Source organism: Streptomyces asoensis (assembly GCF_013085465.1).
In the GTDB taxonomy this organism is placed as follows: Bacteria; Actinomycetota; Actinomycetes; order Streptomycetales; family Streptomycetaceae; genus Streptomyces; species Streptomyces cacaoi_A.
Genome location: NZ_CP049838.1, coordinates 7964189 through 7988145, shown reverse-complemented (window position 1 = coordinate 7988145; position 23957 = coordinate 7964189). Strand labels below are relative to the sequence as shown.

18 protein-coding genes are annotated in these 23957 nt (G+C 70.4%); 3 read left to right on the top strand and 15 right to left on the bottom strand.

Going from position 1 to position 23957, the window contains the following annotated elements; genetic code table 11:
- Positions 1-2 precede the first annotated feature (2 nt).
- Positions 3-935, top strand: a complete 933-nt coding sequence (locus G9272_RS35670) for a TetR/AcrR family transcriptional regulator (RefSeq protein ID WP_253268051.1) — start codon at positions 3-5, stop codon at positions 933-935.
- Positions 936-1130: 195 nt separating this feature from the next.
- Here the strand turns inward: G9272_RS35670 and G9272_RS35665 are convergent, their stop codons facing one another.
- The 4 genes from G9272_RS35665 to G9272_RS35650 all read right to left on the bottom strand — a co-directional run bounded on the left by G9272_RS35665 (position 1131) and on the right by G9272_RS35650 (position 6348).
- Complete coding sequence (locus tag G9272_RS35665; RefSeq protein ID WP_171400345.1) at positions 1131-2702, bottom strand: pectate lyase family protein; 1572 nt, start codon at positions 2700-2702, stop codon at positions 1131-1133.
- Positions 2703-3493: 791 nt separating this feature from the next.
- Positions 3494-3991, bottom strand: a complete 498-nt coding sequence (locus G9272_RS35660) for a hypothetical protein (RefSeq protein ID WP_171400344.1) — start codon at positions 3989-3991, stop codon at positions 3494-3496.
- 667 nt (positions 3992-4658) lie between these two features.
- Entirely contained in the window at positions 4659-5357 is a 699-nt protein-coding gene (locus tag G9272_RS35655; protein WP_171400343.1) for a tectonin domain-containing protein, read from the bottom strand.
- Positions 5358-5826: 469 nt separating this feature from the next.
- Positions 5827-6348 carry a hypothetical protein gene (locus G9272_RS35650; protein ID WP_171400342.1) on the bottom strand — a complete coding sequence of 174 codons (522 nt, stop codon included), beginning with the start codon at positions 6346-6348 and terminating at the stop codon, positions 5827-5829.
- A 229-nt stretch (positions 6349-6577) separates the two neighbouring features.
- On the opposite strand from G9272_RS35650, the gene G9272_RS35645 reads away from it, so the two are divergent.
- A complete protein-coding gene (locus G9272_RS35645; RefSeq protein ID WP_171400341.1) occupies positions 6578-8557 on the top strand; it encodes a M1 family aminopeptidase in 1980 nt (659 codons plus the stop codon).
- Between the two features lie 99 nt (positions 8558-8656).
- Here the strand turns inward: G9272_RS35645 and G9272_RS35640 are convergent, their stop codons facing one another.
- The 4 genes from G9272_RS35640 to G9272_RS35625 all read right to left on the bottom strand — a co-directional run bounded on the left by G9272_RS35640 (position 8657) and on the right by G9272_RS35625 (position 13707).
- Positions 8657-9166: an O-acetyl-ADP-ribose deacetylase gene (locus tag G9272_RS35640; protein ID WP_171400340.1), complete on the bottom strand. Its 510-nt coding sequence runs from the start codon at positions 9164-9166 to the stop codon at positions 8657-8659.
- 35 nt (positions 9167-9201) lie between these two features.
- Positions 9202-10614, bottom strand: a complete 1413-nt coding sequence (locus G9272_RS35635) for a phytoene desaturase family protein (RefSeq protein WP_171402314.1) — start codon at positions 10612-10614, stop codon at positions 9202-9204.
- A gap of 289 nt (positions 10615-10903) precedes the next feature.
- A complete protein-coding gene (locus tag G9272_RS35630) occupies positions 10904-11755 on the bottom strand; it encodes an inositol monophosphatase family protein (protein WP_171400339.1) in 852 nt (283 codons plus the stop codon).
- A gap of 125 nt (positions 11756-11880) precedes the next feature.
- A complete protein-coding gene (locus tag G9272_RS35625) occupies positions 11881-13707 on the bottom strand; it encodes a gamma-glutamyltransferase family protein (RefSeq protein WP_171400338.1) in 1827 nt (608 codons plus the stop codon).
- A gap of 342 nt (positions 13708-14049) precedes the next feature.
- Between G9272_RS35625 and G9272_RS35620 the strand changes: the two genes are divergently transcribed.
- A complete protein-coding gene (locus G9272_RS35620; RefSeq protein WP_171400337.1) occupies positions 14050-14718 on the top strand; it encodes a hypothetical protein in 669 nt (222 codons plus the stop codon).
- 85 nt (positions 14719-14803) lie between these two features.
- On the opposite strand, the gene G9272_RS35615 is transcribed toward G9272_RS35620, so the two are convergent.
- The 7 genes from G9272_RS35615 to G9272_RS35585 form a co-directional block, all read right to left on the bottom strand.
- The gene (locus tag G9272_RS35615; protein WP_171400336.1) at positions 14804-16342 is read right to left on the bottom strand and encodes an NCS1 family nucleobase:cation symporter-1; all 1539 of its coding nucleotides are present in this window, start codon (positions 16340-16342) and stop codon (positions 14804-14806) included.
- 181 nt (positions 16343-16523) lie between these two features.
- A complete protein-coding gene (locus tag G9272_RS35610; RefSeq protein WP_171400335.1) occupies positions 16524-17543 on the bottom strand; it encodes a TIGR03842 family LLM class F420-dependent oxidoreductase in 1020 nt (339 codons plus the stop codon).
- Between the two features lie 11 nt (positions 17544-17554).
- A complete protein-coding gene (gene hydA, locus G9272_RS35605) occupies positions 17555-18958 on the bottom strand; it encodes a dihydropyrimidinase (RefSeq protein WP_171400334.1) in 1404 nt (467 codons plus the stop codon).
- 124 nt (positions 18959-19082) lie between these two features.
- Positions 19083-19925, bottom strand: a complete 843-nt coding sequence (locus G9272_RS35600) for a nitrilase-related carbon-nitrogen hydrolase (RefSeq protein ID WP_171400333.1) — start codon at positions 19923-19925, stop codon at positions 19083-19085.
- A gap of 181 nt (positions 19926-20106) precedes the next feature.
- Positions 20107-21690 carry a PucR family transcriptional regulator gene (locus tag G9272_RS35595; protein ID WP_171400332.1) on the bottom strand — a complete coding sequence of 528 codons (1584 nt, stop codon included), beginning with the start codon at positions 21688-21690 and terminating at the stop codon, positions 20107-20109.
- A 29-nt stretch (positions 21691-21719) separates the two neighbouring features.
- Positions 21720-23003 (bottom strand): aspartate aminotransferase family protein, encoded by a 1284-nt coding sequence (locus G9272_RS35590; protein WP_171400331.1) that lies wholly within the window; start codon positions 23001-23003, stop codon positions 21720-21722.
- The gene (locus G9272_RS35585) at positions 23000-23842 is read right to left on the bottom strand and encodes a nitrilase-related carbon-nitrogen hydrolase (RefSeq protein WP_171400330.1); all 843 of its coding nucleotides are present in this window, start codon (positions 23840-23842) and stop codon (positions 23000-23002) included. Before G9272_RS35585 ends, G9272_RS35590 begins: the two co-directional genes overlap by 4 nt.
- Between the last annotated feature and the right edge of the window lie 115 nt (positions 23843-23957).

Genomic DNA, 23957 nt, shown 5'->3' with positions numbered 1-23957 from the left:
GGATGTCAACGTCGACCGGGAAAGCGGGGCTCGCGGTGAGCGGTGAGGCAGGGCACCAGAGCCCGTCGACGGCGGCCGCGGTGCCGGGGCAGAGCAACGCGGCGCATCACGGTGGCACGCAGTACATCACCGGCGGTGGTGACGTGAGGACCGTCAACGTGTTCGTCGTGCTGCGGGAGCGTCCGGAGGAGGACGACAGTGCGATGCCCGCTCCCACGCGCCGCGAACGGCTGCGCCGGCAGATGTCGAGGGACGTCCGCGCGGCGGCGCGGGACGTCATCACCCGGCAGGGTGTGGAGGCGTTGACGCTCGCCGAGATCGCCCGCCGGGTCGGGGTGACCCCGGCGGCTCTCTACCGGCACTTCGACGATCTCGGGGACATCGTGCGGCGCACGGCCCGGGACATCGTCGCCGAGCTCACGGACCAGTTGCGGGAGGCCATCGAGGGGGAGCGTGAAACGGACTTCGCAGCCCGCCTGATCGCCCCGGCCCGGGTGTTCCGCCACTGGGCCCTGGCACATCGCCAGGAGTTCCGTCTGCTCTTCGGCACACCCACCGTGGCCGCCGGTGTGGCCCACACCGATGTGACCGCCGAGTGGGTCCGGAACCTCGCCGCCATCTGGGGCGCCGAGCACATGCGGCTGTGGGCGGCCCGCCCCTACCCCATCCTGGCCGACGAGCACCTCGCCCCACGGATGCGCCGGCAGATCGCCGACTACCGCGCCGCCACGGGCGTGGAAATGCCGCTCGGCGCACTGGTCGTGATGCTGTCGTGCTGGCGCACTCTGTTCGGACAGGTGGCACTGGAGGTGTTCGAGCACCTGCCCCCGTTGATCACCGACCAGGAGCCGATGTTCGAACTGCTGATGTACGAAAGTGTGACCCGCCTGGGACTGGGGGCCGAATACCGGCCCCCGGAAGGCCTCAGGACGTAGGGATCCCTGGCCAGGATTTCCGTCGATCACCTGGCGGTGATCGCTCCACCGCCCGCGTCGGCCGTGGCTTAAGGGCAGGAACGGTCGCAGCCGTTCCTGCTCCGCGTCCGGCAGATCACCGCGTTCTCCCCGTCCCATGCCGCAGACGACGAGCTGATCAGACGAAGGCCACACGATCGGCCGGACAGCTCCTGGCTAGGCGTAGGTCTCGAACTCGGCCACCCTCGGGACGGCACTCGAGCCCGTGATCTCGAAGGTGACCTTTTTCAGCGAGGTGGACGTGAACGAGATGGCGCCCGCTCCGCTGCCCGAGGTCAGCAGCGCCCCGGTGTCGGCGTTGAGCACCCGCCAGGAGCCGATGTTGCCGGTGGCGCCGGAGGCCTCCCGGATGTTGATCTTGGAGACGGTGGTGGCCGAACCCCACTTGATCGAGATGGAGCCGGTCGAGCCGGCCGGCGACCAGTAGGTGCTCGTGTCGCCGTCACGGACGTTGCCGTAGCTGGTGCCGGACGCCTTGCTGGAACCGTCGGAGTCGGCGCCGATGCTCAGATTGGTCCCGCCGGGCGTCGACGTCGCGGTGGCCGTCGGCGTGGCGGTGGCGGTCGGTGTGGCGGTGGCGGTCGACGTGGGAGTCGAAGTGGCGGTCGCGGTCGGCGTCGTCGCCGCGCAGTTGCCGTCCGACACCTTCAGGCCGTTGTTGGCGCCCGCCGTCGCGGTCACGATCGACGGCACGCAGGACGCGGCGTCGAGACTGTAGGAGTAGGGGATGCTGACGGTCGTGTTCGACGTCGGGTTCGGCCCGGCCGGGTTGTTGTCCTCGCCCGGCGCCGACCAGGTCACGTTGTCGAAGACGTTTCCGCTGACCTGCCAGTATCCCGGCAGGTCGGTGTAGAAGGTGCCGAGGACGTCCTTGGAGTCCTTGAAGTAGTTGTTGTCGACCTTGGCCTTGCCGCCGGCCCGGGGGTTGATGCCCGATTCGTTGAGGCTGACGTAGTAGTTGTTGTAGATGTGGGCGGTGGCGCCGCGCAGCAGGGGCGTACGGGAGTCGATGTTCTCGTACCGGTTGTGGTGGAAGGTGACCGGACCGTTGGCGAGGTCGCTGTCACTGGAGCCGACGAGACCGCCGCGGCCGGAGTTGCGCAGGATGCTGTAGGACAGGGTCACGTACTGGGTGTTGTCCTTCATGTCGAACAGGCCGTCGAAGCCCTCCGACTCGCCGCCCGAGGCGATCAGCGTGGCGTGGTCGACCCAGACGTTGTGCACGTCGGCCTCCATGCCGATGGCGTCCCCGCCGTTGGAGGTGGGCGAGCCCGACTTCTTCACGTTCTGGACGGTCACGTTCTGGACGATGATGTTGCTGGACTGGCGGATGTGGATGCCGATCTGGTCGAACACGGCTCCGCTGCCGACACCGACGAGGGTGACGTTGCTGATGCCCTTCAGTTCGATCACGCCGGCGGCGGTGTTGCAGCCGGCGCCCGACACCTTCGCGGTGTTGCCGACGGTGACGGTCCCCTCGACCTGGATGGTGATCGGGGTGCTGGTACCGGCCCGGCCGCACAGGGCCTCGTGGATCTGGGTGCCCGTGGTGGCCTTGACCGTCGTCCCGCCGGCGCCGCCGGTGGTGCCGCCGTTCTGGGTGGCATACCCGGTCGCGCCGGCGCCGGCCGCCGACGCGGTGGGCATGGACAGGACCACGCCTGTCGCCGCCGCCAGGGCCAACGTGCCGAGTGCCGCGGAGAGTCGCAGAGCGACTGGCTTTCTCATCCTTGCCTCGTCTTTCGTGATCGCGTACCGGGGGTGCCGCGCACGTCCGTGCCCGGATCTGGGGGCCGTCGAGGTCGCGCACCCTTGCCATGTTCATGCCATGCAGGAGTCGAAGCGGGCCCCTGCCGACCGTGCGGATGTCGTACTCGCCGCAGGCCGGAAGGGACGGTGGTGCTGATGTGGTGCGGGCGGGCGGTACCGCTGTGATGCCGGCGGTGCGACCGGTATGCGGGCGACGCGGTCGGGTGCCGGGCCGGGGCGCACGCCGAGGCGACGCAGGCGGGGACGCCGCCGAGGGCGGGACGACCGGGGGAACGTGGCTGTAGAGGCCCCGGCCGGCCCCCTGGTGCGGGTGCCCGCCACCGCGGCCACGGCGACGAGCGCGATGCGTCCGCGCCCCGGAGCGCATCCCGGAGTCCTGGCGCGTCGGCACCTCGGTGCGGTCAGCCCTGGTCAGCCTTGCGCCGGATCGGTTGCGGCGCGCGGGCTGCCCCACGGCCGATACCGCGGGCCGCTTTCCCCGGCACGGTCAACGGGTGTCGGGGAAAGCGCTTTCTCCACGTGAGGATAGGGCGGTCACTACGGAGTGACAAGTATGTGAACACTGATCGGCCCGTCGGACTCTCACCACTACCCGACCCGGGAGCCCAGGACGGCACTACACGCCATGGAGAGCCATGGACCGTCTCACCCTTGCTTCGCGCCGCGATCCTTACAGTCCACATACATGAACGCCCTCTGGCTCAACGGGGTCTTGATCCCGCCGCCGAGGGAGTCGTCCGACAAAGCGTTCAGCAGCCGCCGCAGTTGTAGTACAGGACGTCCCAGTGGTTGCCCTCGTCGGCGTAGACGTTGCCGGAGCCCGAGCGGTACTGCGGGGCGCCGTCGCCGCGCAGGCCGATGTAGGTGAAGGTGTTCTTGATGTAGTTGGTGACGCAGGTGTTCTTGCCGTAGTCGAGCTTGTAGCCGTTCCAGTGCGAGTAGGTGCCGCTCGCGTGGCCGGTCTCCGTGCCGCCGGTGATGTTGAGCGCGCAGCCGGTGGCCCGCTTCAGTGTCTGCGCGCCCTGGGCGGTGGGCAGGTTCAGCTGCTCGAAGGACGTACAGGTGGAGTTGTTGCGGTCGGAGCAGCTGCCGGACGAGGACCAGGTGATACCCACCTCGCGGAACATCGAGGTGGCCGTGGCGTGACTGATCTTGGTGACGGCGAAGGCGTCGGTCGCGGTGCCGACGACGGCGACGCCGGGGGCGACCACGAGCGCGAGGGCGGTCAGAGCGGAGCGGAACTTCATGGGGGGAACCCTTCCTGCGGACGACCGTGCTTCCTGTGGAACGGCTGTGCAGGCGGTGCAGGCGGTGCAGGCGGTGCAGGGAGATGGTGCCCGACCTCTACGCGCGTTCGCCAGAGGACGGCGGCCTTCGCACACCTGACGCCTGACACGCTCACGCCGCGACTGCGGCCGAAGGACTGAGCGACGACCGCACGGCGCCGGGTCGCCGATCAGGCTGCAACTCCGCAGACCACTGCGCACCCTGCTCAGGGAAACCCCATCCAGACCCGGCCGGGACGTGCCGCCGCCTGGCGCCTGCCGACGTTCGGCGGCCCCGCGTCGACGGCACAGCCGTCAGCCCGCCCGATCTGGTGCGTACGGCCGGTGATCTGGCACCACGCCTGCCGCCCGCCTCCTCCGCGCGCTCTGCCGCCCTGCTCCCTCTGGGCCGCCGTGCCCGTACCGACGGGCTGCCCGGACACCTGCGCCCCTGCCGGCGCCGGGCGAGAGGCTGCCACTTGCCCGACCCGGCCTCTCCCCCACCGGCATCCCCAGCCCGACGTCGCCGCACTGACGGCGGTCCGGCGTTCCGCGCTGCGACGAGGGAGTCGAAGTTCGCCGTCGCCGCGCTCGCCGTGCGGGTCCCGGTCGCTGTGGACCGGGACCCGCACGGCCTTGCTCACGGGGATCAGCTCGGCTGGTCTCCCGTGTAGCGGTAGATGCCGCCGGCGGAGTTGACGACCCAGACGGTGCCGTCGGCGGCGGCGCCGACGTCGACCGCGCCGCCGGGGATGCCGGTCCAGGGGTTGGCGTCGTGGCCGGTGTAGCGGTAGATCTGGTCGGAGGAGTTGACGCCCCAGACGTTCGTCCGCGAGCCGACGGAGATGCGGGACAGGCCTCCCGAGACCGGGACCCAGTCGGTGGAGCCCTGGTCCCCGGTGTAACGGAAGATCCCACCGGCGGAGTTGACGTGCCACACCGTGCCGTCGGCCGCCACACCGATGTCCACCGCCCTACCCGGGATACCGATCCACGGGTTCGCGTCGTGCCCGGTGTAGCGGTAGATCTGCCCCAGCGAGTTCACCCCCCACACATGGGTCCGCGACCCCACCGAGATACGGGTTAATCCGCCGGTGACGCCCACCCAGTCGGTGGAGCCCTGGTCCCCGGTGTAACGGAAGATCCCACCGGCGGAGTTGACGTGCCACACCGTGCCGTCGGCCGCCACACCGATGTCCACCGCCCTACCCGGGATACCGATCCACGGGTTCGCGTCGTGCCCGGTGTAGCGGTAGATCTGCCCCGAGGAGTTCACCCCCCACACATGGGTCCGCGACCCCACCGAGATCGTCGTCAGACCACCAGAGATCTGCTTCCAGTCAGCCACGCCTGTGCCCCTTTCACATCGCACGTGCACGTTGCACCCGGTACATGCGGCGCGACCAGGACACCCAAACAGCCCCATATACCGATTGACCACTTAAAACATCCAGAAATCGATGTTTGGTGTTGCCCCAACCCCGGAGGGCACGGGAATCGGAGAGTCGGCGCCGGTTCCCCAAAGGCCAGAAACGCGGTAACCCACATGGAGGCACCGAAGGTGCGCGACGATCGCGGCACGGCAACGCGCGAGCGGGGGCCGGGGCGATGGAGAGGACGTCACTCGGCGGCGGCCGGGACCGGGGCGGATCAAGTCGTGAGGGGCCCGGCGCGTCGCTGCGGACTGCGGGTCGGATGCCGGCCGTGTGCCGGGAGGCGGCACGGCGGTATTCGGCGTTGATGCGCTGGGCTTCTTCGAACCCGCCGGGCGCTCAGGAACCGCAAGTCATGAACCCCGTGGTTCGCGACGGCCGCGCTCAGGCAACAGCCGGTGCGGGAACGTCGACGGTCATCGACTCCAGCCGCTTGATCTTCTTCCGCACCACGTACAGCGGGATCACCCCGAACACCCCGAACGACATGTCGATCACGCTCCACCAGAAGGGAATCCCCCGGAGCGGTCCACAGATCAGCGCGAGCGGGACGATCCCGGCGCAGGCGATCATCGAGAACTCGACGACCCAGATGTTGCGCACCGGGTCGCGGTAGGGGCCGTAGAAGGCGACGGCGATGACGAGATGGGCGAAGGCCAGCCAGTCCGTTCCGTAGAGGAGGAAGGGGTAGTCGGCGTCGGCGGTGTCGAGCCCGCGCCGGACGCGCTCGATCCACTCCATGAGGCCCGGCAGATGCTCGGGGACGGACAGGTGACGCAACAGCTCCTCGGTCCAGCGCAGTTCGTGCACCAGCGGGAAGGCGGTGGCGCCGCTGAGCACCAGACAGACGACGAAGAAGGCCAACCATGCGCGGATGCCCTTCACAAGGGCGGCTCGGTCGCTCATGGGGGTAGCGTACGCCGGTAGTTGAACGTGTTCAAAACGCCCCCCCCTCTGCGAGCGGGGGCGTTGGGTCCGGTTCCGGTGTGGACCCTTTACCCCTGCCTGATGGCATGGCCGCGTCAAATCTGTCAGGCTTCCGGCAGCCGTCGCGCACCGCCCCTCCGGCTCACCCACGCCGTCAGGGACAGCCACCCAGCAGGCCGGAAACCCGGCCGCCGCAAAGGAGCCACGTGTGAGACCCACCCCCCGCAAGGCCGTCGCCGCGAGCGCACTCACCCTCGCCGCGCTGGCCGCCGTCTCGCTCCCCGCCACGCCCGCGGCAGCCACACCGGAGCGGACCGTCTCGGTCGCGGCCGCGCCCGGGACCGCCACCCCCGCGGCAGCCGCCGCACCGGACTCGATCGCCGCCACGAGCGTCACCGCACCCGGGAGCGCGGCTGTCACGCCCGCGAACGCGGCTGCCGCGGCCGACGCCTGCACCCCGGCCCAGGTGATCACCAACGGTGGCTTCGAGAGCGGCGTCTCGCCGTGGACCCAGTCCTCGACCAGTGTGATCACCAGCCGTACCGGGCAGAGCGCCCACGGCGGCACCGCGTTCGCCTGGCTGGACGGCGTGGGCAGCACCCACACCGACACGCTTTCGCAGAGCGTCACGATCCCGTCCGGGTGCGCCGCAGCCACCCTCACGTTCTGGCTGCACATCGACACGGCCGAGACGACCTCGTCCACCGCGTACGACAAGCTGACGGCCAAGATCGGCACGACGACACTGGCCACGTACTCGAACCTCGACAAGAACACCGGCTACGTCCAGAAGTCGTTCGACGTGTCGGCGTTCGCGGGCCAGACCGTGAGCCTCGCCTTCACCGGCACCGAGGACTCCAGCCTCCAGTCGAGCTTCGTCCTCGACGACCTCGCGCTCAACACCTCCGGCGACACCGCTCCGCCCGCCGACTCCACGCGCACCCCGGCGGCACCGTCGTACACCGTCAGTCTGAGCAGCAACACGGCCGGCACGGTCTGGACCGGTCACGAGAGCGCGACCTTCACCAACGCCTCCGCGACCGCGCTCGGCGAGGTGTACCTGCGGCTCTGGGACAACTACCACGGCACCTGCACATCGATGCCGATCGCGGTAAGCAACGTCACCGGTGGCACCGCGGGCGCCCTGTCGGTGGGCTGCACGGCCCTCCAGATCACGCTCGCCAGTCCCCTGACCCAGGGGCAGAGCGCCACGATCGGCTTCGACCTGGGCATCACCGTGCCCAGCGGCGCCGACCGGTTCGGCTACGACGGGGCGTTCAGCTTCATCGGCAACGCGCTGCCCCTGCTGGCGGTGAAGGACGGCGCGGGCTGGCACCTGGACCCGTACACGAACAACGGCGAGTCGTTCTACTCGCTGGCCGCGGACTTCAAGGTGACCCTCGACCATCCGACCACCCTCCTGGTGCCGGCCACCGGCGCCTCGGTCGACGCCGCCGGTACCAGCGGCCGCACCGTCACCACGGCCACCGCCACCAAGGTCCGTGACTTCGCGTGGGCGGCCGGCCCGTTCAGCAAGATCTCCGGCACCTCGACCGCAGGGACCCCGATCAACGTCTACTCCGTCACCGGCATCAGCTCGGCCAACGCCCAGTCGATGCTCACCACCGCCAAGACCGCCGTGGACGCCCACTCCTCCCGCTTCGGCGCCTACCCGTACGGCGAGTTGGACGCGGTCATCGACAACAACTTCTGGTTCGGCGGCATGGAGTACCCCGGCTTCGTCCTCGACCTGGTCAGCACGACGGCCCTGACCCATGAGATCGGCCACCAGTGGTGGTACGGGATCGTCGGCGACGACGAGTACAACAGCCCCTGGCTGGACGAGTCCTTCACCGACTACGCCACCGACCTGGCGCTGGGCAAGACGGGCACCAGCTGCTGGAGCAGCGTCTCGTGGGCCTCGTCGGCGGAGAAGATCACCAACTCGATGGCCTACTGGGACACCCACTCCTCCCGGTACTCCACCGTCGTCTACGGCTACGGCAAGTGCGCCCTGCACGACCTGCGGCGACTCATCGGCGAAACCGCGATGACCAAGCTGCTGAAGGACTACGCCACTTCGCACTGGTACGGCGTCTCGACCACGGCCGAGTTCAAGGCTGCCGCCCAGGCCGCCACGACCACGGATCTGACGTCGTTCTGGACCACCCACCGCATCGAGGGCTGATCCGGCCCCCGGCACCGTCCACCGGCTCCGCGGGTGACGCCGTCCGGCGTCACCCGCGGAGCCGACTCGGTCGAGCGCGGGGCGGACGGGCCGGGACCGTCACCCGACCTGCCGGGCGAACGCCTCGTAGGCCCGCTCGTCGAAGAGGACGAACCTGACCTCCTGGACGTTCGTCTGCGTGGCCCGGACCGTCTCCACGGCGATCCGGGCGGCGTCGTCCATCGGCCAGCCGTAGATGCCCGCGGAGACCGCCGGGAACGCGACGGAAAGGGCGCCGAGCTCGTCCGCGACCCGCAGCGATTCCCGGTAACACGAGGCCAGCGGCTCCGACCGGTCCTCGGTCGTGCTGTACACGGGACCCACGGTGTGGATCACCCAGCGCGCGTCCAGCTCACCCGCGGTCGTGGCGACCGCCCGGCCGGTGGGCAGGCCCTTGCCGTACCGGGAGGCGCGCAGCCGACGGCAGTCGGCGAGGATCTCGGGGCCGCCCCGGCGGTGGATGGCGCCGTCGACTCCGCCGCCGCCGAGCAGTGAGGAGTTGGCCGCGTTGACGATGGCGTCCACGGACTGCCGGGTGATGTCGCCCTGGACGAGCGTGATCGTGGTCATGCCTGCGTGTATACCAACCGGGACCGGACGGCCGGTCACCTTTGTTGCCGCAGCCTCCGCCATACGGCCTTCGCCGCGTTGTGGCCCGACATCCCGTGCACGCCCGGGCCGGGCGGAGTGGCCGACGAGCAGATGAAGACGGCCGGGTGCGGAGTGGCGTACGGGAACGGCGTCAGCTTGGGCCGCAGCAGGATCTGGAGCCCGGAGACCGCTCCGGAGGCGATGTCCCCGCCCACGTAGTTGGCGTTGCGGGCGGCGAGTTCGGCGGGGCCCGCGCTCGCCCGCGCGAGAACCCGGTCGCGGAACCCCGGGGCGAAGCGCTCCAGTTGGCGTTCCATGGCGTCGGTGAGGTCGCCCGTCCAGCCGCTGGGCACATGGCCGTACGCCCAGAAGACGTGCCGGCCCGCCGGGGCGCGGCTGGGATCGACGACGCCGGGCTGCACCGTGATCATGAAGGGCCGGTCGGGTGCCCGGCCCTCCCGGGAGACCGCTCTGAGGGCGGCGCCGATCTCCGCGCTGTCCGCGCCGATCTGCACGGTGCCGGCGGCGCGGGCCTCCTTCGCGGTCCACGGGACCGGACCGTCGAGCGCGTAGTCGATCTTGAAGACGCCGGGTCCGTACCGGTATCCCTCGTAGTAGTTGCCGAAGCCGGCGATGCGGCCGAGCGCGGTGGGTGAGGTGTCGAAGACATAGGCCCGGGCCGGGGGCAGGTCGTCGAGGCGCTTGACCTCGTAGTCGGTGTGGATGCTGCCGCCGAGGTCCTTGAGGTAGGCGGCGAGGGCGTCCGAGATGGACTGGGAGCCACCGCGGGCCACCGGCCAGCCGCGGGCGTGCGCGGCGAGGGCGAAGACCAGACCGATGGCGCCGGTGGCGAAGCCGCTCAGCGGGGCCATGACATGCCCGACGAGTCCTGCGAAGAGGGTCTTGGCCCGCTCGTCGCGGAAGCGGCGGGTGAGCCAGCTGGACGGAGGCAGGCCGACCAGGCCGAAACGGGCCAGGGTGACCGGGTCGCGCGGGAGCGCGGTCAGCGGCAGTGACATGAAGTCGCGGGCCAGGGTGTCCCACTTGGGCAGGAAGGGCTCGACCAGCCGGCGGTACGTGCCCGCGTCACGCGGCCCGAAGGAGGCGGCCGTCTCGGCGACCGACCTCGACAGCACCGCGGCACTGCCGTCGGGGAAGGGATGGGCCATGGGCAACTCGGCGTGCAGCCACTCCAGGCCGTAGCGCTCCAGGGGCAGCGCGCGGAACGCGGGTGAGTTGATCCCGAGGGGGTGCGCGGCGGAGCACGGGTCGTGGTGGAAGCCCGGCAGGGTGAGTTCCTCGGTGCGGGCTCCTCCGCCCACGGTGTCCCGCGCCTCGAAGATCGCCACGGAGAAGCCGCGCCTGGCCAGCTCCACCGCCGCGGTCAGCCCGTTGGGCCCCGCTCCCACCACGACCGCATCGAGCATCGACGGCACTTCGACCCCTTCGTCAGCCGGTGACCTCCGTAGACCGGTGGCCCCCACAGTCAGGATATGCCGGGGGTACGACAACACCTGCGGCGCGGGGCCCCCGAAACATCCCCGAATGGCTCGACCGAACCGCCCTCGGAGGGCGTCCGCCGGAGGCTTCTCCGCGTATGCGGCCGGACGCGGCCCAGGGTCTCTCGACGCGGCAGTGCCTCGCTCGTGCCCGGCCGGAGTGGCTGCGGTCCCGTCGAATTCCCGGCACCGGAACCTCCCCGGGCCGCCCTCGGCTCTACCGGGGCCCGGCGCCCGACAGCAGTGCCGCCACGCGTCGGGCCGTCGCCGCGTCCCGGGCCGCCGTGAAGGGCAGGGAGTTGCCGCCCGTGACACGGAACGGTCCGCCGTCGAGGGTGAGATGGGCGCCGCCCGCCTCCTCGACCAGCAGCAGCCCGGCCGCGTGGTCCCAGGCCGCCTCCCAGGAGAACGCCGTGGCGTCCAACTCGCCCCGGGCTATGGCGAGATACTCGAGTCCGGCCGATCCGCACGCGCGCGGTGCGACCCCGTCCGTCCACAGCCCCAGCAGGGCACGCTTCTGCTCGTCGGTCGTGTAGTCGGGGTGGGAGGTGGCCACCCTCAGGTCGCGGCCCGGCTCGGGCGGGCCGGCGAACAGTCGCTCGCCGTCCAGGAAGGCGCCGCCGCCCCGGACGGCCGTGGCCAGCTGGTCGCGGGCCGGAGCGTAGGTCCAGGAGGCGAGCAGGACACCGTGCCGGACGAGCGCGACCAGGGTGCAGAAGCCGTCGTCGCCGTGCACGAACTGCCGTGTTCCGTCGACGGGGTCGACGATCCAGACCGGCGCGTCGCCCTGTATCGCCTCGTAGGTGGCCGGGTTGGCGTGCACGGCCTCCTCGCCGACGACGACCGAGCCTGGCAGGAGGGCGGCGAGGGCCTGTGTGAGGTACAGCTCCGCATTGCGGTCGGCGTCCGTCACCAGGTCGTGGGGGCCGTTCTTCTGGTCGACCTCGTGCGCGCCGAGCTGCCTGAAGCGGGGCATGATCTCGGCCGCGGCGGCCTTGCGGACCGCCTCCTCCACGTCGGCCGAGTGGCGGGCGAGAAACTCGTCGATGGTTTCCGTGTCTTCGATCATGCCTCCATGAGAGCACGCCCCACTGACAATCCCCACCCGCCCGGTGCATCACGGGTGGAATCGGGATGAAGAACAGGAACGCGCCCCTCCGCTCACCCGCGTCAGCGACCCTCCGCTCACCCGCGTCAGCGACCCACCGCGTATCCCTGCATTCCGCGCGGGTTCGCGGCCGCGAGCAGGATCCCGGTCTCCGGGTCGCGGGCGACCGCGCACAGCCGGCCCTCGGACCACGAGTCGCCGAGGGTCACGTCATGGCCGCGTCGCCGCAGCTCCTCCACCACCCCGGCCGGCATCCGGGACTCCACGGTGACGCTGCCCGGCCGCATACCGCGCGGGTAGAAGGATCCGGGGAAGGCGTCGTTGTGCCAGTTCGGGGCGTCGATCGCGCCCTGGAGGTCCAGACCGCCGCGCACCCGCGCGCGCAGTGCGACGGCCAGCAGGAAGTGCAGCTGCCACTGGTCCTGCTGGTCGCCGCCGGGTGTGCCGAACGCCAGCACCGGCACCCCGTCGCGCAGCGCGATCGAGGGGGTGAGGGTGGTGCGGGGGCGGCGGCCGGGCGTCAGCGAGTTCGGCAGGCCCTCCTCCAGCCAGGTCATCTGGAGCCGGGTGCCGAGCGGGAAGCCCAGCTCGGGGACGACCGGGTTGGACTGTAGCCAGCCGCCGCTGGGCGTGGCGGCGACCATGTTGCCCCAGCGGTCGACGACGTCGAGGTGGCAGGTGTCCCCCCGGGTGGCGCCCTCCGCACCGACCTCCGGTTCGCCCGGCACGGGGGACGTGGTGCTCCTGGCGACCGTCGGCTCGCCGGCGCCCATGGGGTTGAAGGCGGGGTCGTCGGTGGCGACCACGTACGCGTGCGCGCTCAGCCGCGGGGCGCGCCCGCCGGGGCTGCCGGGCCGCAGCTCGTACGACGCCTTGTCGCCGATCAGCCGCCGCCGGTCCGCGTTGTAGCCGGCGTCGAGCAGCTCGCCCAGCGGGACCTCGGCCGCGTCGCCGTACCAGGCCTCGCGGTCGGCCATGGCGAGCTTGCAGCCCTCGACCAGGAGATGGACGTAGTCGGCGGAGCCGTACGCGGGCAGCTCGGGCGGCAGCAGGGCGAGCTGCTGGAGGAGGGCCGGGCCCTGGCTCCAGGGGCCGGCCTTGCACACCGTCCAGCCGTTCCAGTCGTACGTCGCCGGCTCCTCGTAGGACGCGGACCAGGCGGCGAGATCGGCGGCCGTGAGCGTGCCGGTGCGGCGCTCCCCGCTGGTGTCCAGGGTGGGCCGGGCGGCCTGCCGGACGAGGGCCTCGGCGACGAACCCGGTCCGCCACACCTCTCGCGCGGCCTCGATCCGCGCCTCCCGGTCGCCCGCCCCCTCGGTCTCGGCGAGCAGTCGCCTCCAGGTGGCGGCGAGGGCGGGGTTGCGCAGCAGTGCGCCGGGGCGCGGCGGCTTCCCGCCCGGCAGGTACACCTCCGCCGACGAGGTCCACTCCGTCTCGAACAGTTCCCGTACGGTCTCCACGGTCGCGCCGACGTTCTCCACGGGAGCGTGCCCGTGTTCGGCGTAGCCGATGGCGTACTTCAGTACCTCGTCGAGGGACTTGGTGCCGTGGTCGCGCAGGAGGAGCATCCAGGCGTCGAACGCGCCGGGCACGGCCGCGGCCAGCGGGCCGGTGCCGGGCACGAGGTCCAGGCCGAGAGCCCGGTAGTGGGCGACCGTCGCGCCCGCCGGCGCCACTCCCTGCCCGCACAGCACGCGCACCTCGCCGCCGGCCGGGGCGAGCAGGATGGGGACCTCGCCCGCGGGCCCGTTGAGATGCGGTTCGACGACGTGCAGCACGAAGGCGCCGGCCACGGCCGCGTCGTAGGCGTTGCCGCCGCCCTCGAGGACGGCCATCGCCGACTGCGAGGCCAGCCAGTGCGTGGACGACACCATGCCGAAGGTGCCCTGGAGGGTGGGGCGGGTGGTGAACACGGGGGCTCCTCACTGCGCTGCGGCCGCTCCCGGGATCGTACGCACCCACCCGCCGCGCACCCACACCGTCGTCCCATGACCCCTGAGGAAGCCGCGTGAGGACGCCGTACGAGGACGCTGTACAAGGGCGTCGCACAAAGGTGGCGCATGCAGGCTTCGCACGAAGGCGCCTCGTGAAGATGTCGCATGAAGAGCCGTGATGTCCCGGTTGGGCCGGGCCCCTTCGTCACCGCACAGCCACGGAGCGAGTTCACACTTCCGCCCCACAGGGAGTCGTGTGACACTGGCGTCCACTGTCCGCACTGCGGACCCCGTCCGCACCGTCCCCCACGAAAGTGCGCCGTGCGCTCACTCCCACTGCCGCTCGCCCTCACCGCGCGCCTGACCCCCGTGGTCGTGCTCGCCTGCGCGGGCTGGGCGATGTCGTCCGGCCCGCTCACGGAAAAGCAGGACACCGCGGCCAAGGACACGCAGAAGACCCAGTCCGAGAAGGCGTCCGGCCCCTCCTCCACGGCCGTGTCCAAGACGTACGCCGCCGCGCCCGCCCCGTGCACCAGCGTCGCCGCGAAGACGGTCACCGCACTCGTGCCGGGCGCCAAGACGGCGGGCAAGGAGATCCCCTCCACGGACACCGATCTGCGCCGCACCTGCTCCTGGAACGCGCTCAAGGGATACGACTACCGGTGGCTCGACGTCTCCTTCGAGATCACGGAGTCGGACGACGCGGCACAGACGTCGTACAAGGAGCGGACCGGCGAGAAGAGCGGCGGCGGGGCGGTCCCGGGGCTCGGCAACGAGGCCTATTCGGTGGTGAACCTCACGACCGAGGACAAGCAGCAGACCCGCGAGGGCGTCGTCATCGCCCGGGTGTCCAACGCGCTGGTGGTCGTCAACTACAACGGCAGCGACTTCGAGACGAAGAAGGCGCCCAGCACCGACGAGATCAACAAGGGTGCGATCAAGGCCGCGAAGGAAGTGGTGGCCGCCCTGTTGAACGGCCAGAAGAGCTGAGCGCTCCCGCCGCGCACCGCACGGACCGTGACACGGAACGGCCGGAAGAGCCCAGTCGCTCTTCCGGCCGTTCTCGCACCACACGTCAGACGGCGTCCTGTTCCTGTTCCTGCCGTGGGGGCAGCAGCAGCATCAGGGCCAGGTAGAGCACCATCGAGGTACCGAGCCCGACCGCCCAGCCGTAGTCGGCGAGGGATTCCAGCGCCGGGATCGGCCGTCCGTCGACCAGCGGCTTGAAGCTGGCGCCGCCCACGGCGAGCACTCCGCCGGTCACGAATGCCACCACTGCCCGCCAGTTCCAGCCGCCGTCGTACCAGTAACGGCCGCCCGTGCGGTACAGATCGGTCAGGTCGAGCTTGCCGCGACGCAGGATCCAGTAGTCGGCGATGAGGATGCCGGCGACCGTGCCCAGCAGACCGCCGACCAGACCGAGCCAGGTGAAGATGTAGCCCTGCGGGTCGGAGTACAGCTTCCACGGGAAGATCAGCACCCCGAGGACACAGGTGGCGAGGGCGCCGGTACGGAAACTGATCTTCCGGGGCGCGATGTTGGAGAAGTCGAAGGCCGGCGAGACCAGGTTGGCCGCGACGTTCACGGACAGGGTCGCCACCAGCACGGTCACCAGCGCGAACAGCAGACCGAAGACGTTGTCGGTCTTGGCGGCGAGCTGTACCGGATCCCAGATCGTCTCGCCGTACACCGCCTGCGAACCGGAGGTGACCATCACCGACAGCAGCGCGAACAGCGTCATGGTGGTCGGCAGGCCGAGCGCCTGTCCCCAGGTCTGCGCTTTCTGCGACTTTCCGTACCGCGTGAAGTCCGGGATGTTCAGCGACAGCGTCGACCAGAAACCGATCATGCCCATCAGGGACGGCCAGAACAGCTTCCAGAAGTCGCCGCCCCAGCCGAGCTTCGACGGCTGGTCGAGCAACGGGCCGAAACCGCCTGCCTTGTTGCTCATCCAGATCAGCATCACCAGCGCGCCGACAAGGACGAAGGGCGCCGCCCAGTTCTCGAAGCGTCGGATCGTCTCCATGCCCCGGTAGATGATCGCGACCTGGATCGCCCAGAAGATCGCGAACGACAGCCACATCGTCCAGGCGTAGCCGCCGATCTCACCGGCGTCGCTCCAGCCGTTTCCGATCAGTTTCCCGGCGAGGAAGTAGATCGCCTCGCCGCCGATCCAGGTCTGGATGCCGAACCAGCCGCAGGCCACCAACGCCCGGACGACGGCGGGCAGGTTGGCGCCACGGATGCCGAAGGAGGCGCGGGCGAAGACCGGGAAGGGGATACCGTACTTCGGCCCCGCGTGCCCGGTGAGCAGCATCGGAACCAGCACGATGACGTTGGCCAGGGCGATGGTGAGCACCGCCTGCTTCCAGTCCATGCCGACGGCGATCAGACCGGAGGCGAGGGTCCACGACGCCGTGTTGTGGGCCATGCCGACCCACAGCGCGGAGAAGTTGTACGTGGTCCAGGTGCGCTTCTCCACGGGGACCGGAAGCAGGTCCTCGTTGGCGTAGGGGCCGCTGGGCTGCGGCGAACCAGGGGCGATCTCCACCCGGCCGTCGGCGAGGGTGACTTGAGAGGTCGGCGGTATGGCCGTGGGAGCGGTGTCGGTCATGGGCAGGCCAATCAAACGAGGGGCGGATCCGGAAAGGCCGTGCGGGCTCCGGCCCCCTCCCCCGGGACGTCGGAGGAGGGGAGAACTGGAGTGGGGGGATGGGGAGTCGAGCGGTTCCTGCGGTTTGCGGTTCTCCGACGCCGTACGGCGGTGCGTGCGCCGTACGGCGGTCGTGAGTGCGTCAGCCGTTGACGGCCGGGATCACCCGTGCCCCGTAGGCGTCGATGGTGGCCTCCTGGGCGTCGTGCATGTCGTAGACGGCGAACTGGTCCACGCCCAGCGCGCGGAGCGCCTGGAGCTTCTCGATGTGCTTCTCGACCGGACCGATGAGGCAGAACCGGTCGACGATCTCGTCGGGCACGAACGCGGTGTCGGGATTGTCGGCCCGCCCGTGGTGCGAGTAGTCGTACCCCTCGCGGGACTTGATGTAGTCGGTGAGTTCGTCCGGTACGGCGGCGGAGTGCTCGCCGTACTTGGACACCAGGTCGGCGACGTGGTTGCCGACCATCCCGCCGAACCAGCGGCACTGCTCACGCGCGTGGGCGAGCGCCTCGGGCGAGTCGTCCTCGGTGACGTACGCGGGGGCGGCGACGCAGATCTTCACCTCTGCGGGGTCACGCCCGGCGGCGACGGCGGCGTCCTTGACGGCCTTCACCATGTACTCGGTGAGGTAGAGGTCGGCGAGCTGGAGGATGAATCCGTCCGCCTCCTCGCCGGTCATCTTCAGCGCCTTGGGGCCGTACGCGGCCATCCAGACGGGGAGCCGGGCGTCCTCCTTGATCCACGGGAACTTGACGACCGTGCCGCCGAGGTCCGCCTCCTGGCCCGAGCCGAGCGCCCTGATGACCTTCATGGCCGCACTGATCCGGGCGAGGGTGTTCGGGGCACGGCCCGCGACGCGCATCGCGGAGTCGCCGCGGCCGATGCCGCACACGGTGCGGTTGCCGAACATGTCGTTGAGGGTGGCGAAGGTGGAGGCGGTGACCTCCCAGGTGCGGGTGCCCGGGTTGGTCACCATCGGGCCCACCGTCAGCCTGCTGGTGTTCGCCAGGATCTGGCTGTAGATCACAAACGGTTCCTGCCAGAGCACGGCGGAGTCGAAGGTCCAGCCGTACGTGAAGCCGTTGCCCTCGGCGCGCTTCATCAGCTCGACGACCTTCGAGGCCGGCGGGTCGGTCTGTAGGACGAGTCCGAAGTCCATGTGCGCTGCTCCTAGTTGAGGTACTGACAGGTGGAGCGCGGGGTGTAGGCGCCGTGACCGGCGTGTCCGGTGTACTCCCGCTCGGTGATGACGAGTTCGCCCCGCGACAGGACCGTCTCGACGCGGCCGGTGAGCCGCTTGCCCTCGTACGCCGAGTAGTCGACGTTCATGTGGTGCGTGTCCGCGGAGATGATCTGCTCGGCGTGCGGGTCGTAGATCACGACGTCGGCGTCGGCGCCCGGGGCGATGGTGCCCTTCTTCGGGTACATGCCGAACATACGGGCCGGGGTGGCGCAGGCGATCTCGATCCAGCGGCGGCGGCTGATGTGCCCGTCGACAACCGCCTGGTGCAGCAGGTCCATCCGGTTCTCGACCCCCGGCAGACCGTTGGGGATCTTCGAGAAGTCGCCCCGGCCGAGCTCCTTCTGACCCACGAAGCAGAAGGGGCAGTGGTCGGTGGAGACGACCTGGAGGTCGTTGGTCCTCAGCCCCTGCCACAGCTTGGCCTGGTGCTCCTTGGGCCGCAGCGGCGTCGAGCACACGTACTTCGAGCCCTCGAAGTCGGGTTCCGCGAGGTTGTCCGTCGACAGGAACAGATACTGCGGGCAGGTCTCGCCGAAGACGTTGAGCCCCTCGTCGCGCGCCCGGGCCAGTTCCGCAACCGCTTCCATCGCCGATACGTGCACCACGTACAGCGGAGCGCCCGCGACCTGCGCCAGCTTGATGGCGCGGTGGGTGGCCTCGGCCTCGAGGAGGGCCTTGCGGACCTCGCCGTGATACCTGGGATCCGTCTCGCCGCGGGCCAGCGCCTGCTCGACCAGGACGTCGATGGCGATACCGTTTTCCGCGTGCATCATGATCAGTCCGCCGTTCTCGGCGGAGCGCTGCATGGCGCGCAGGATCTGACCGTCGTCGCTGTAGAAGACGCCGGGATAGGCCATGAACTGCTTGAAGGAGGTGACGCCCTCCTCCACCAGCAGGTCCATCTCCTTCAGCGTGTCCTGGTTCACGTCGGAGACGATCATGTGGAAGCCGTAGTCGATCGCGCAGTTGCCCTCGGCCTTCGCGTGCCAGGCGTCCAGGCCGTCGCGCAGGCTGCGCCCGACGCTCTGCACGGCGAAGTCGACGATCGTCGTCGTTCCGCCCCAGGCGGCCGCCCGGGTACCGGTTTCGAAGGTGTCGGAGGCGAAGGTGCCGCCGAACGGCAGCTCCATATGGGTGTGGGCGTCGACCCCGCCCGGGATCACGTACTTCCCGGTGGCGTCGATGACCCGCTCGGCGGTCCAGGCCTCGGCGGCCGTGGTACCGGAGGCGGCGAGGGCGGCGATACGGCCGTCCTCGATCAGGACGTCGGCGTGGATCTCGTCGGACGCGGTGACGACGAGGCCGCCGCGGATGACGGTACGGATGCTCATGCGTGGACGCTCCGCTGGGTTGTGGTCGTGACGTGCGGGTCGTTCGAGGCCGGTCGCGCCCCGCGGCGGAGCCGCACACGGACGCTGCCCCGCGCCCCTGACAGGGACGCGGGGGCCTCGGGTCTTACGGTGCGGTCAGCGGGCCGTAGGCCTCCGGGCGACGGTCCCGGTAGAACTGCCAGCGGTCGCGGACCTCGCGCAGCTTGGCCATGTCGAGGTCGCGGACGACGAGTTCGGTCTCCTTGTCGCTCGCCACCTCGCCGACGAACTGGGCCTCCGGGTCCACGAAGTACGAGGTCCCGTAGAAGTCGTTGTCGCCGAGTTCCTCGACGCCGACCCGGTTGATCGCGCCGACGAAGTACTCGTTGGCGACCGCCGCCGCCGGCTGCTCCAGCTGCCACAGGTACGCGGACAGACCACGCGAGGTCGCCGACGGGTTGAAGACGATCTCGGCACCCTCCAGCCCCAGCGCGCGCCAGCCCTCCGGGAAGTGGCGGTCGTAGCAGATGTAAACGCCCACCTTGCCGACGGCCGTCTCGAAGACCGGCCAGCCGACGTTCCCGGGCCGGAAGTAGAACTTCTCCCAGAAACCCTTTACCTGCGGGATGTGGTGCTTGCGGTACTTGCCGAGGTACGAACCGTCCGCGTCGATCACGGCGGCGGTGTTGTAGAGGACGCCCGGCTGCTCCTCCTCGTACATCGGCAGCACCAGGACGATGCCGTGCTCCTTGGCGAGCGCCTGGAAACGCTTGACGATCGGGCCGTCGGGGATCTGCTCGGCGTACTCGTAGAACTGCGGGTCCTGGACCTGGCAGAAGTACGGTCCGTAGAACAGCTCCTGGAAACACAGGACCTGAGCACCCTGCGCGGCCGCGTCGCGGACCGCCTGCTCGTGTACCTGGATCATCGATTCCTTGTCGCCGGTCCAGGCCGTCTGGAAGACGGCGGCACGGATCACTCTGCTCATCGGGACCTCCGGTCGCTCGGTGTACGAGGAGCCTAGGAAGCCGGCGAGCCTGCTTTGAGTTGCACGGTGTCACGCCTGCGGGCGTCCGGCGTGCCACCGTGTCACGTCTTTCCGGACCCATGTTTCACCACCGTTTTCCCTGGTCTTTCCATGTTTCGGGGCCGTTGCCGGCCGTCTGCGGTCAGCCCTGTTGCGCGTCGTGCGCGAGCAGCGCGATGTGCACCGAGGCGGCCTGTTCGAAGTCGTCGAGGTCCACGCCCAGCCGTCCTTCTATCGCCTCCAGCCGGCGGTACAGCGCGGGCCGGGAGACATGGTGGAGCTGCGCGGTGCGGGACTTGTTGCGGCCGGTGGCCAGATACGTGCGCAGTACGGCGAGCAGGTCGTCCCCGGCCGCGCACAGCAGCCCGTCCAGCTCCCGCTCGGCGAAGGACTGCACACGCGGGTCGTCCCGCAGCAGCCGGACCAGGCCGCGCAGATGGACGTCCTTGAGGCGGACCACGGCCGGGAGGTCGAGGGCGGCCGAGGAGTCGGCCACGGCGTCCGCGACATGCTGGGCCTCGCGCAGCCCGGCGGACACGTCGTCCCAGACGATGCGCGGGGCGGCCGCCGCGACGACCGTGCGGCTCTCCCCCGACTCGGTCCGCAGCCGGGCGGCGAAGTGCGCGGCGAGCGCCTCGGCGTCCTGATCGCGGGCGAGGCTGAGCAGCACGGCGGTGGCCCCGTCGGCGAGCTCGGCGACCAGTCCCGGCATACCCAACAGGCGCAGCATGCGCTCGAGTTGGGCGGGATCGCCGTCGCGCACGACCAGCGGGACGAAGGTGCGCCGGTTGACCGGGAGCCCGGCCGCCCGGGCCCGGGGCAGCAGTTGCCGGGCCGGCACGACACCGGAGACCAGGTCGGTGAGCAGGCTCTGCGCGGACTGCTCCTCCCAGGTGTGGGCGGAGGTGCCGCCGAGCATGCGGTGCAGGACGAGGGCCTCGGCGGCCCGGTCGGCGAGGAGCCGTCCGCCGGCGGTGTCGCCGCGGTGGCCGCAGAGCATGATCTGCCCCCACCGCTCGCCGCGTCCGCCCAGCTCGGCGCGGATCCAGCCGTCGCCCTCGCTGCCGCCGGCCTGGCGGGCGATGCGCTCCCAGTCCCGCAGCACGTCGTCGACCGCCGACCGCTCCCCCGCCGTCGCCAGCACCCGGTGGGCGAGATTGGTGACGACGACGGGACAGGCGGCGTGCTGGGCGACCTCGTCGAGCAGCAGCTGGAGCGGGGCGCCCGCGGTGATCAGACCGGTGAGGGCGGTCCGTACGGCCTCCGACAGGCTGACGGCGGCGAACTTCCGCCGGACCAGCCGGGACTGGACCTCCTCCGTCAACTCGGCGAAGGGGAAGGGGCGGTGGAGGACGACCATCGGCAGCCCGCACCGCTCGGCGGCGCGCCGCATCACGGCCGGCGGGGCGGGGAACGCCCGTCCCAGTCCCAGCACCACGGCGGCGGCCTCCGCGCGGTGCAGTGACTGGATGTACTCGGTCTGCGCGTTCTCGTCGCCGGCGAGCAGCACTCCGGTGGTGAGGACCATCTCCCCGCCGCTGAGCATCACGCCGACGTCCGCGGCCTCGGCGACGTGCACCCAGCGCACCGGCCGGTCGAGCTGGCCCGCGCCGGCCACCACCTCGGGCTCCCCGGCCAGCACCCTTTCCAGGGCCAGGACCTGACGGACCGACAGGGCGGGTTCCAGGGGCTCTACGGGCCCCCAGGGCTCCAGGGTGATGGTCATGACGTTGTGTTCCCTTGCTCAGGCCTGCGCTACTGCGTGCTCCTCAGCGCGCCTTCGAGGATCGCGGCGCCCTCCTCCGCCTCCGCCACGGTGAGGGACAGCGGCGGGGCGACGCGCAGGGCGCTGGTGTCGTGGCCGCCGCCCTTGCCGATCAGCAGCCCGTCGGCGCGGGCCGCCTCCAGCACGGCGGCCGCCCGGTCGGGGTCCGCCAGGTCGGTGCCGGGTTTCGTCAGCTCGACGCCGATCATCAGCCCGCGCCCGCGCACCTCCCGTACCCCGGGGTCCTGGGCGGCGACGGCCCGCAGCCGCTCGATGAGCAGGCCGCCGACCCGCCGGGCGTTGCCCTGGAGGTCGTGTTCCAGCAGGTAGGAGAGGTTGGCGAGGCCGGCCGCCATGGTGACCTGGGTGCCGCCGAACGTGGAGATGCTGTTGGCGTCCAGGCAGTTCATGATCTCGGAGCGGGCGATGACACCGCCGATGGACATGCCGTTGCCGATGCCCTTGGCGAAGGTGACGATGTCCGGCGGTCCGCTGCGACCGTGCGCCTGCCAGCCCCAGAAGTGCTCGCCGGTACGGCCCCAGCCCGTCTGCACCTCGTCGGCGATCCACAGGATCCCGTGGGCGTCCAGCACCTCACGGAAGGCCGCATACAGTCCGTCGGGCGGCGAGGTGAACCCGCCGACGCCCTGGATGGGCTCGGCGATGAGGGCCGCCGGCGCGCGGGTGTGCCCGAGCAGGTCCTTCAGGTCCTCGACGCAGGCCTCGATGAACTCGGCGTCGCCGAGACCGGCGAACGGGCCGCGTCCGCGTACCCCGCCGTGCACGTAGAGCGTCTGGAGCGGGGACAGCGAGGTCGGCGACCAGCCGCGGTTGCCGGTGATGCCGACCGCGCTGAAGGAACGGCCGTGGTAACTGTTGCGCATCGCGAGGACGGTGTTGCTGCGCCGGTGGGTGGTGGCGAGCAGGAGCGCCGTGTCGTTGGCCTCGGTGCCCGAGGTGGTGAAGAAGACGCGGGCGTCGGGGATGCCGCTGATGTGGGCGATGCGCTCGGCGAGGTCGACCATGGGCCGGTTGAGATAGAGCGTCGAGGAGTGGATGATCCGCCCGGCCTGCTCGCTCACCGCCTTGGTGACCTCGGGCAGCGCGTGCGCGGTCATGGTGGTGAGGATGCCGCCGAAGAAGTCGAGGTACTTGTTGCCCTCGGCGTCCCAGACGTGCCGGCCCTCGCCGTGGGTGATCTCCAGCGGGTGCTCGTAGTAGAGGGCGAGCCAGTCCGGCAGGACCTTCCGATGGCGGGCGTGGAGGTCGCTCACGGCTGCACCAGCCCGTCGTAGGCGTCGGGACGGCGGTCGCGGTAGAAGGCCCACTGCTGCCGGACCTCCTCGACCAGCTCGAAGTCGAGGTCGCGGACCACGAGTTCCTCGTCCTTGTCGCTCGCGACCTCGCCGACGAACTTCCCGCGCGGGTCGACGAAGTACGACGTCCCGTAGAAGTCGTTGTCCCCGTACTCCTCGACGCCGACCCGGTTGATCGCGGCGACGAAGTACTCGTTGGCGACCGCGGCCGCGGGCTGCTCCAGCTGCCAGAGGTGGGCGGAGAGGCCGCGGTGGGTGGCGGACGGGTTGTAGACCAGCTGGGCGCCGTTGAGACCGAGTTGCCGCCAGCCCTCCGGGAAGTGCCGGTCGTAACAGATGTAGACGCCCACCTTGCCGACGGCCGTGTCGAAGACGGGCCAGCCGAGGTTGCCGGGCTTGAAGTAGTACTTCTCCCAGAAACCCTTTACCTGCGGGATGTGGTGTTTCCGGTACTTGCCGAGGTACGAGCCGTCGGCGTCGATCACGGCGGCGGTGTTGTAGTAGAAACCGGACTGCTCGACCTCGAAGACCGGCACGACGACGACCATGCCCGTCTCGCGCGCGAGCTCCTGCATACGACGCACGGTCGGCCCGTCGGGGACCGGTTCGGCCCAGCGGTAGTGCTCCGGCTCCTGGACCTGACAGAAGTAGGGAGCGTTGAAGACCTCCTGGAACCCGATGATCTTCGCGCCCCGGCGGGCCGCCTCGCGGGCGTGCTCCTCGTGTTTCGCCACCATGGACTCGGTGTCGCCGGTCCAGGTGGCCTGGACCAGTGCGGCACGTACGACGTTGGCCATGAGCTGCTCCTTCGACGGGACGTCAGAGCCTCTACGCCCGTAGACGAAGGTCGTAGAGGGACGAACGTAAGCCTCCGGGACGGGCTTGCCAAGACCATCGTCGTTAACCCGCCGA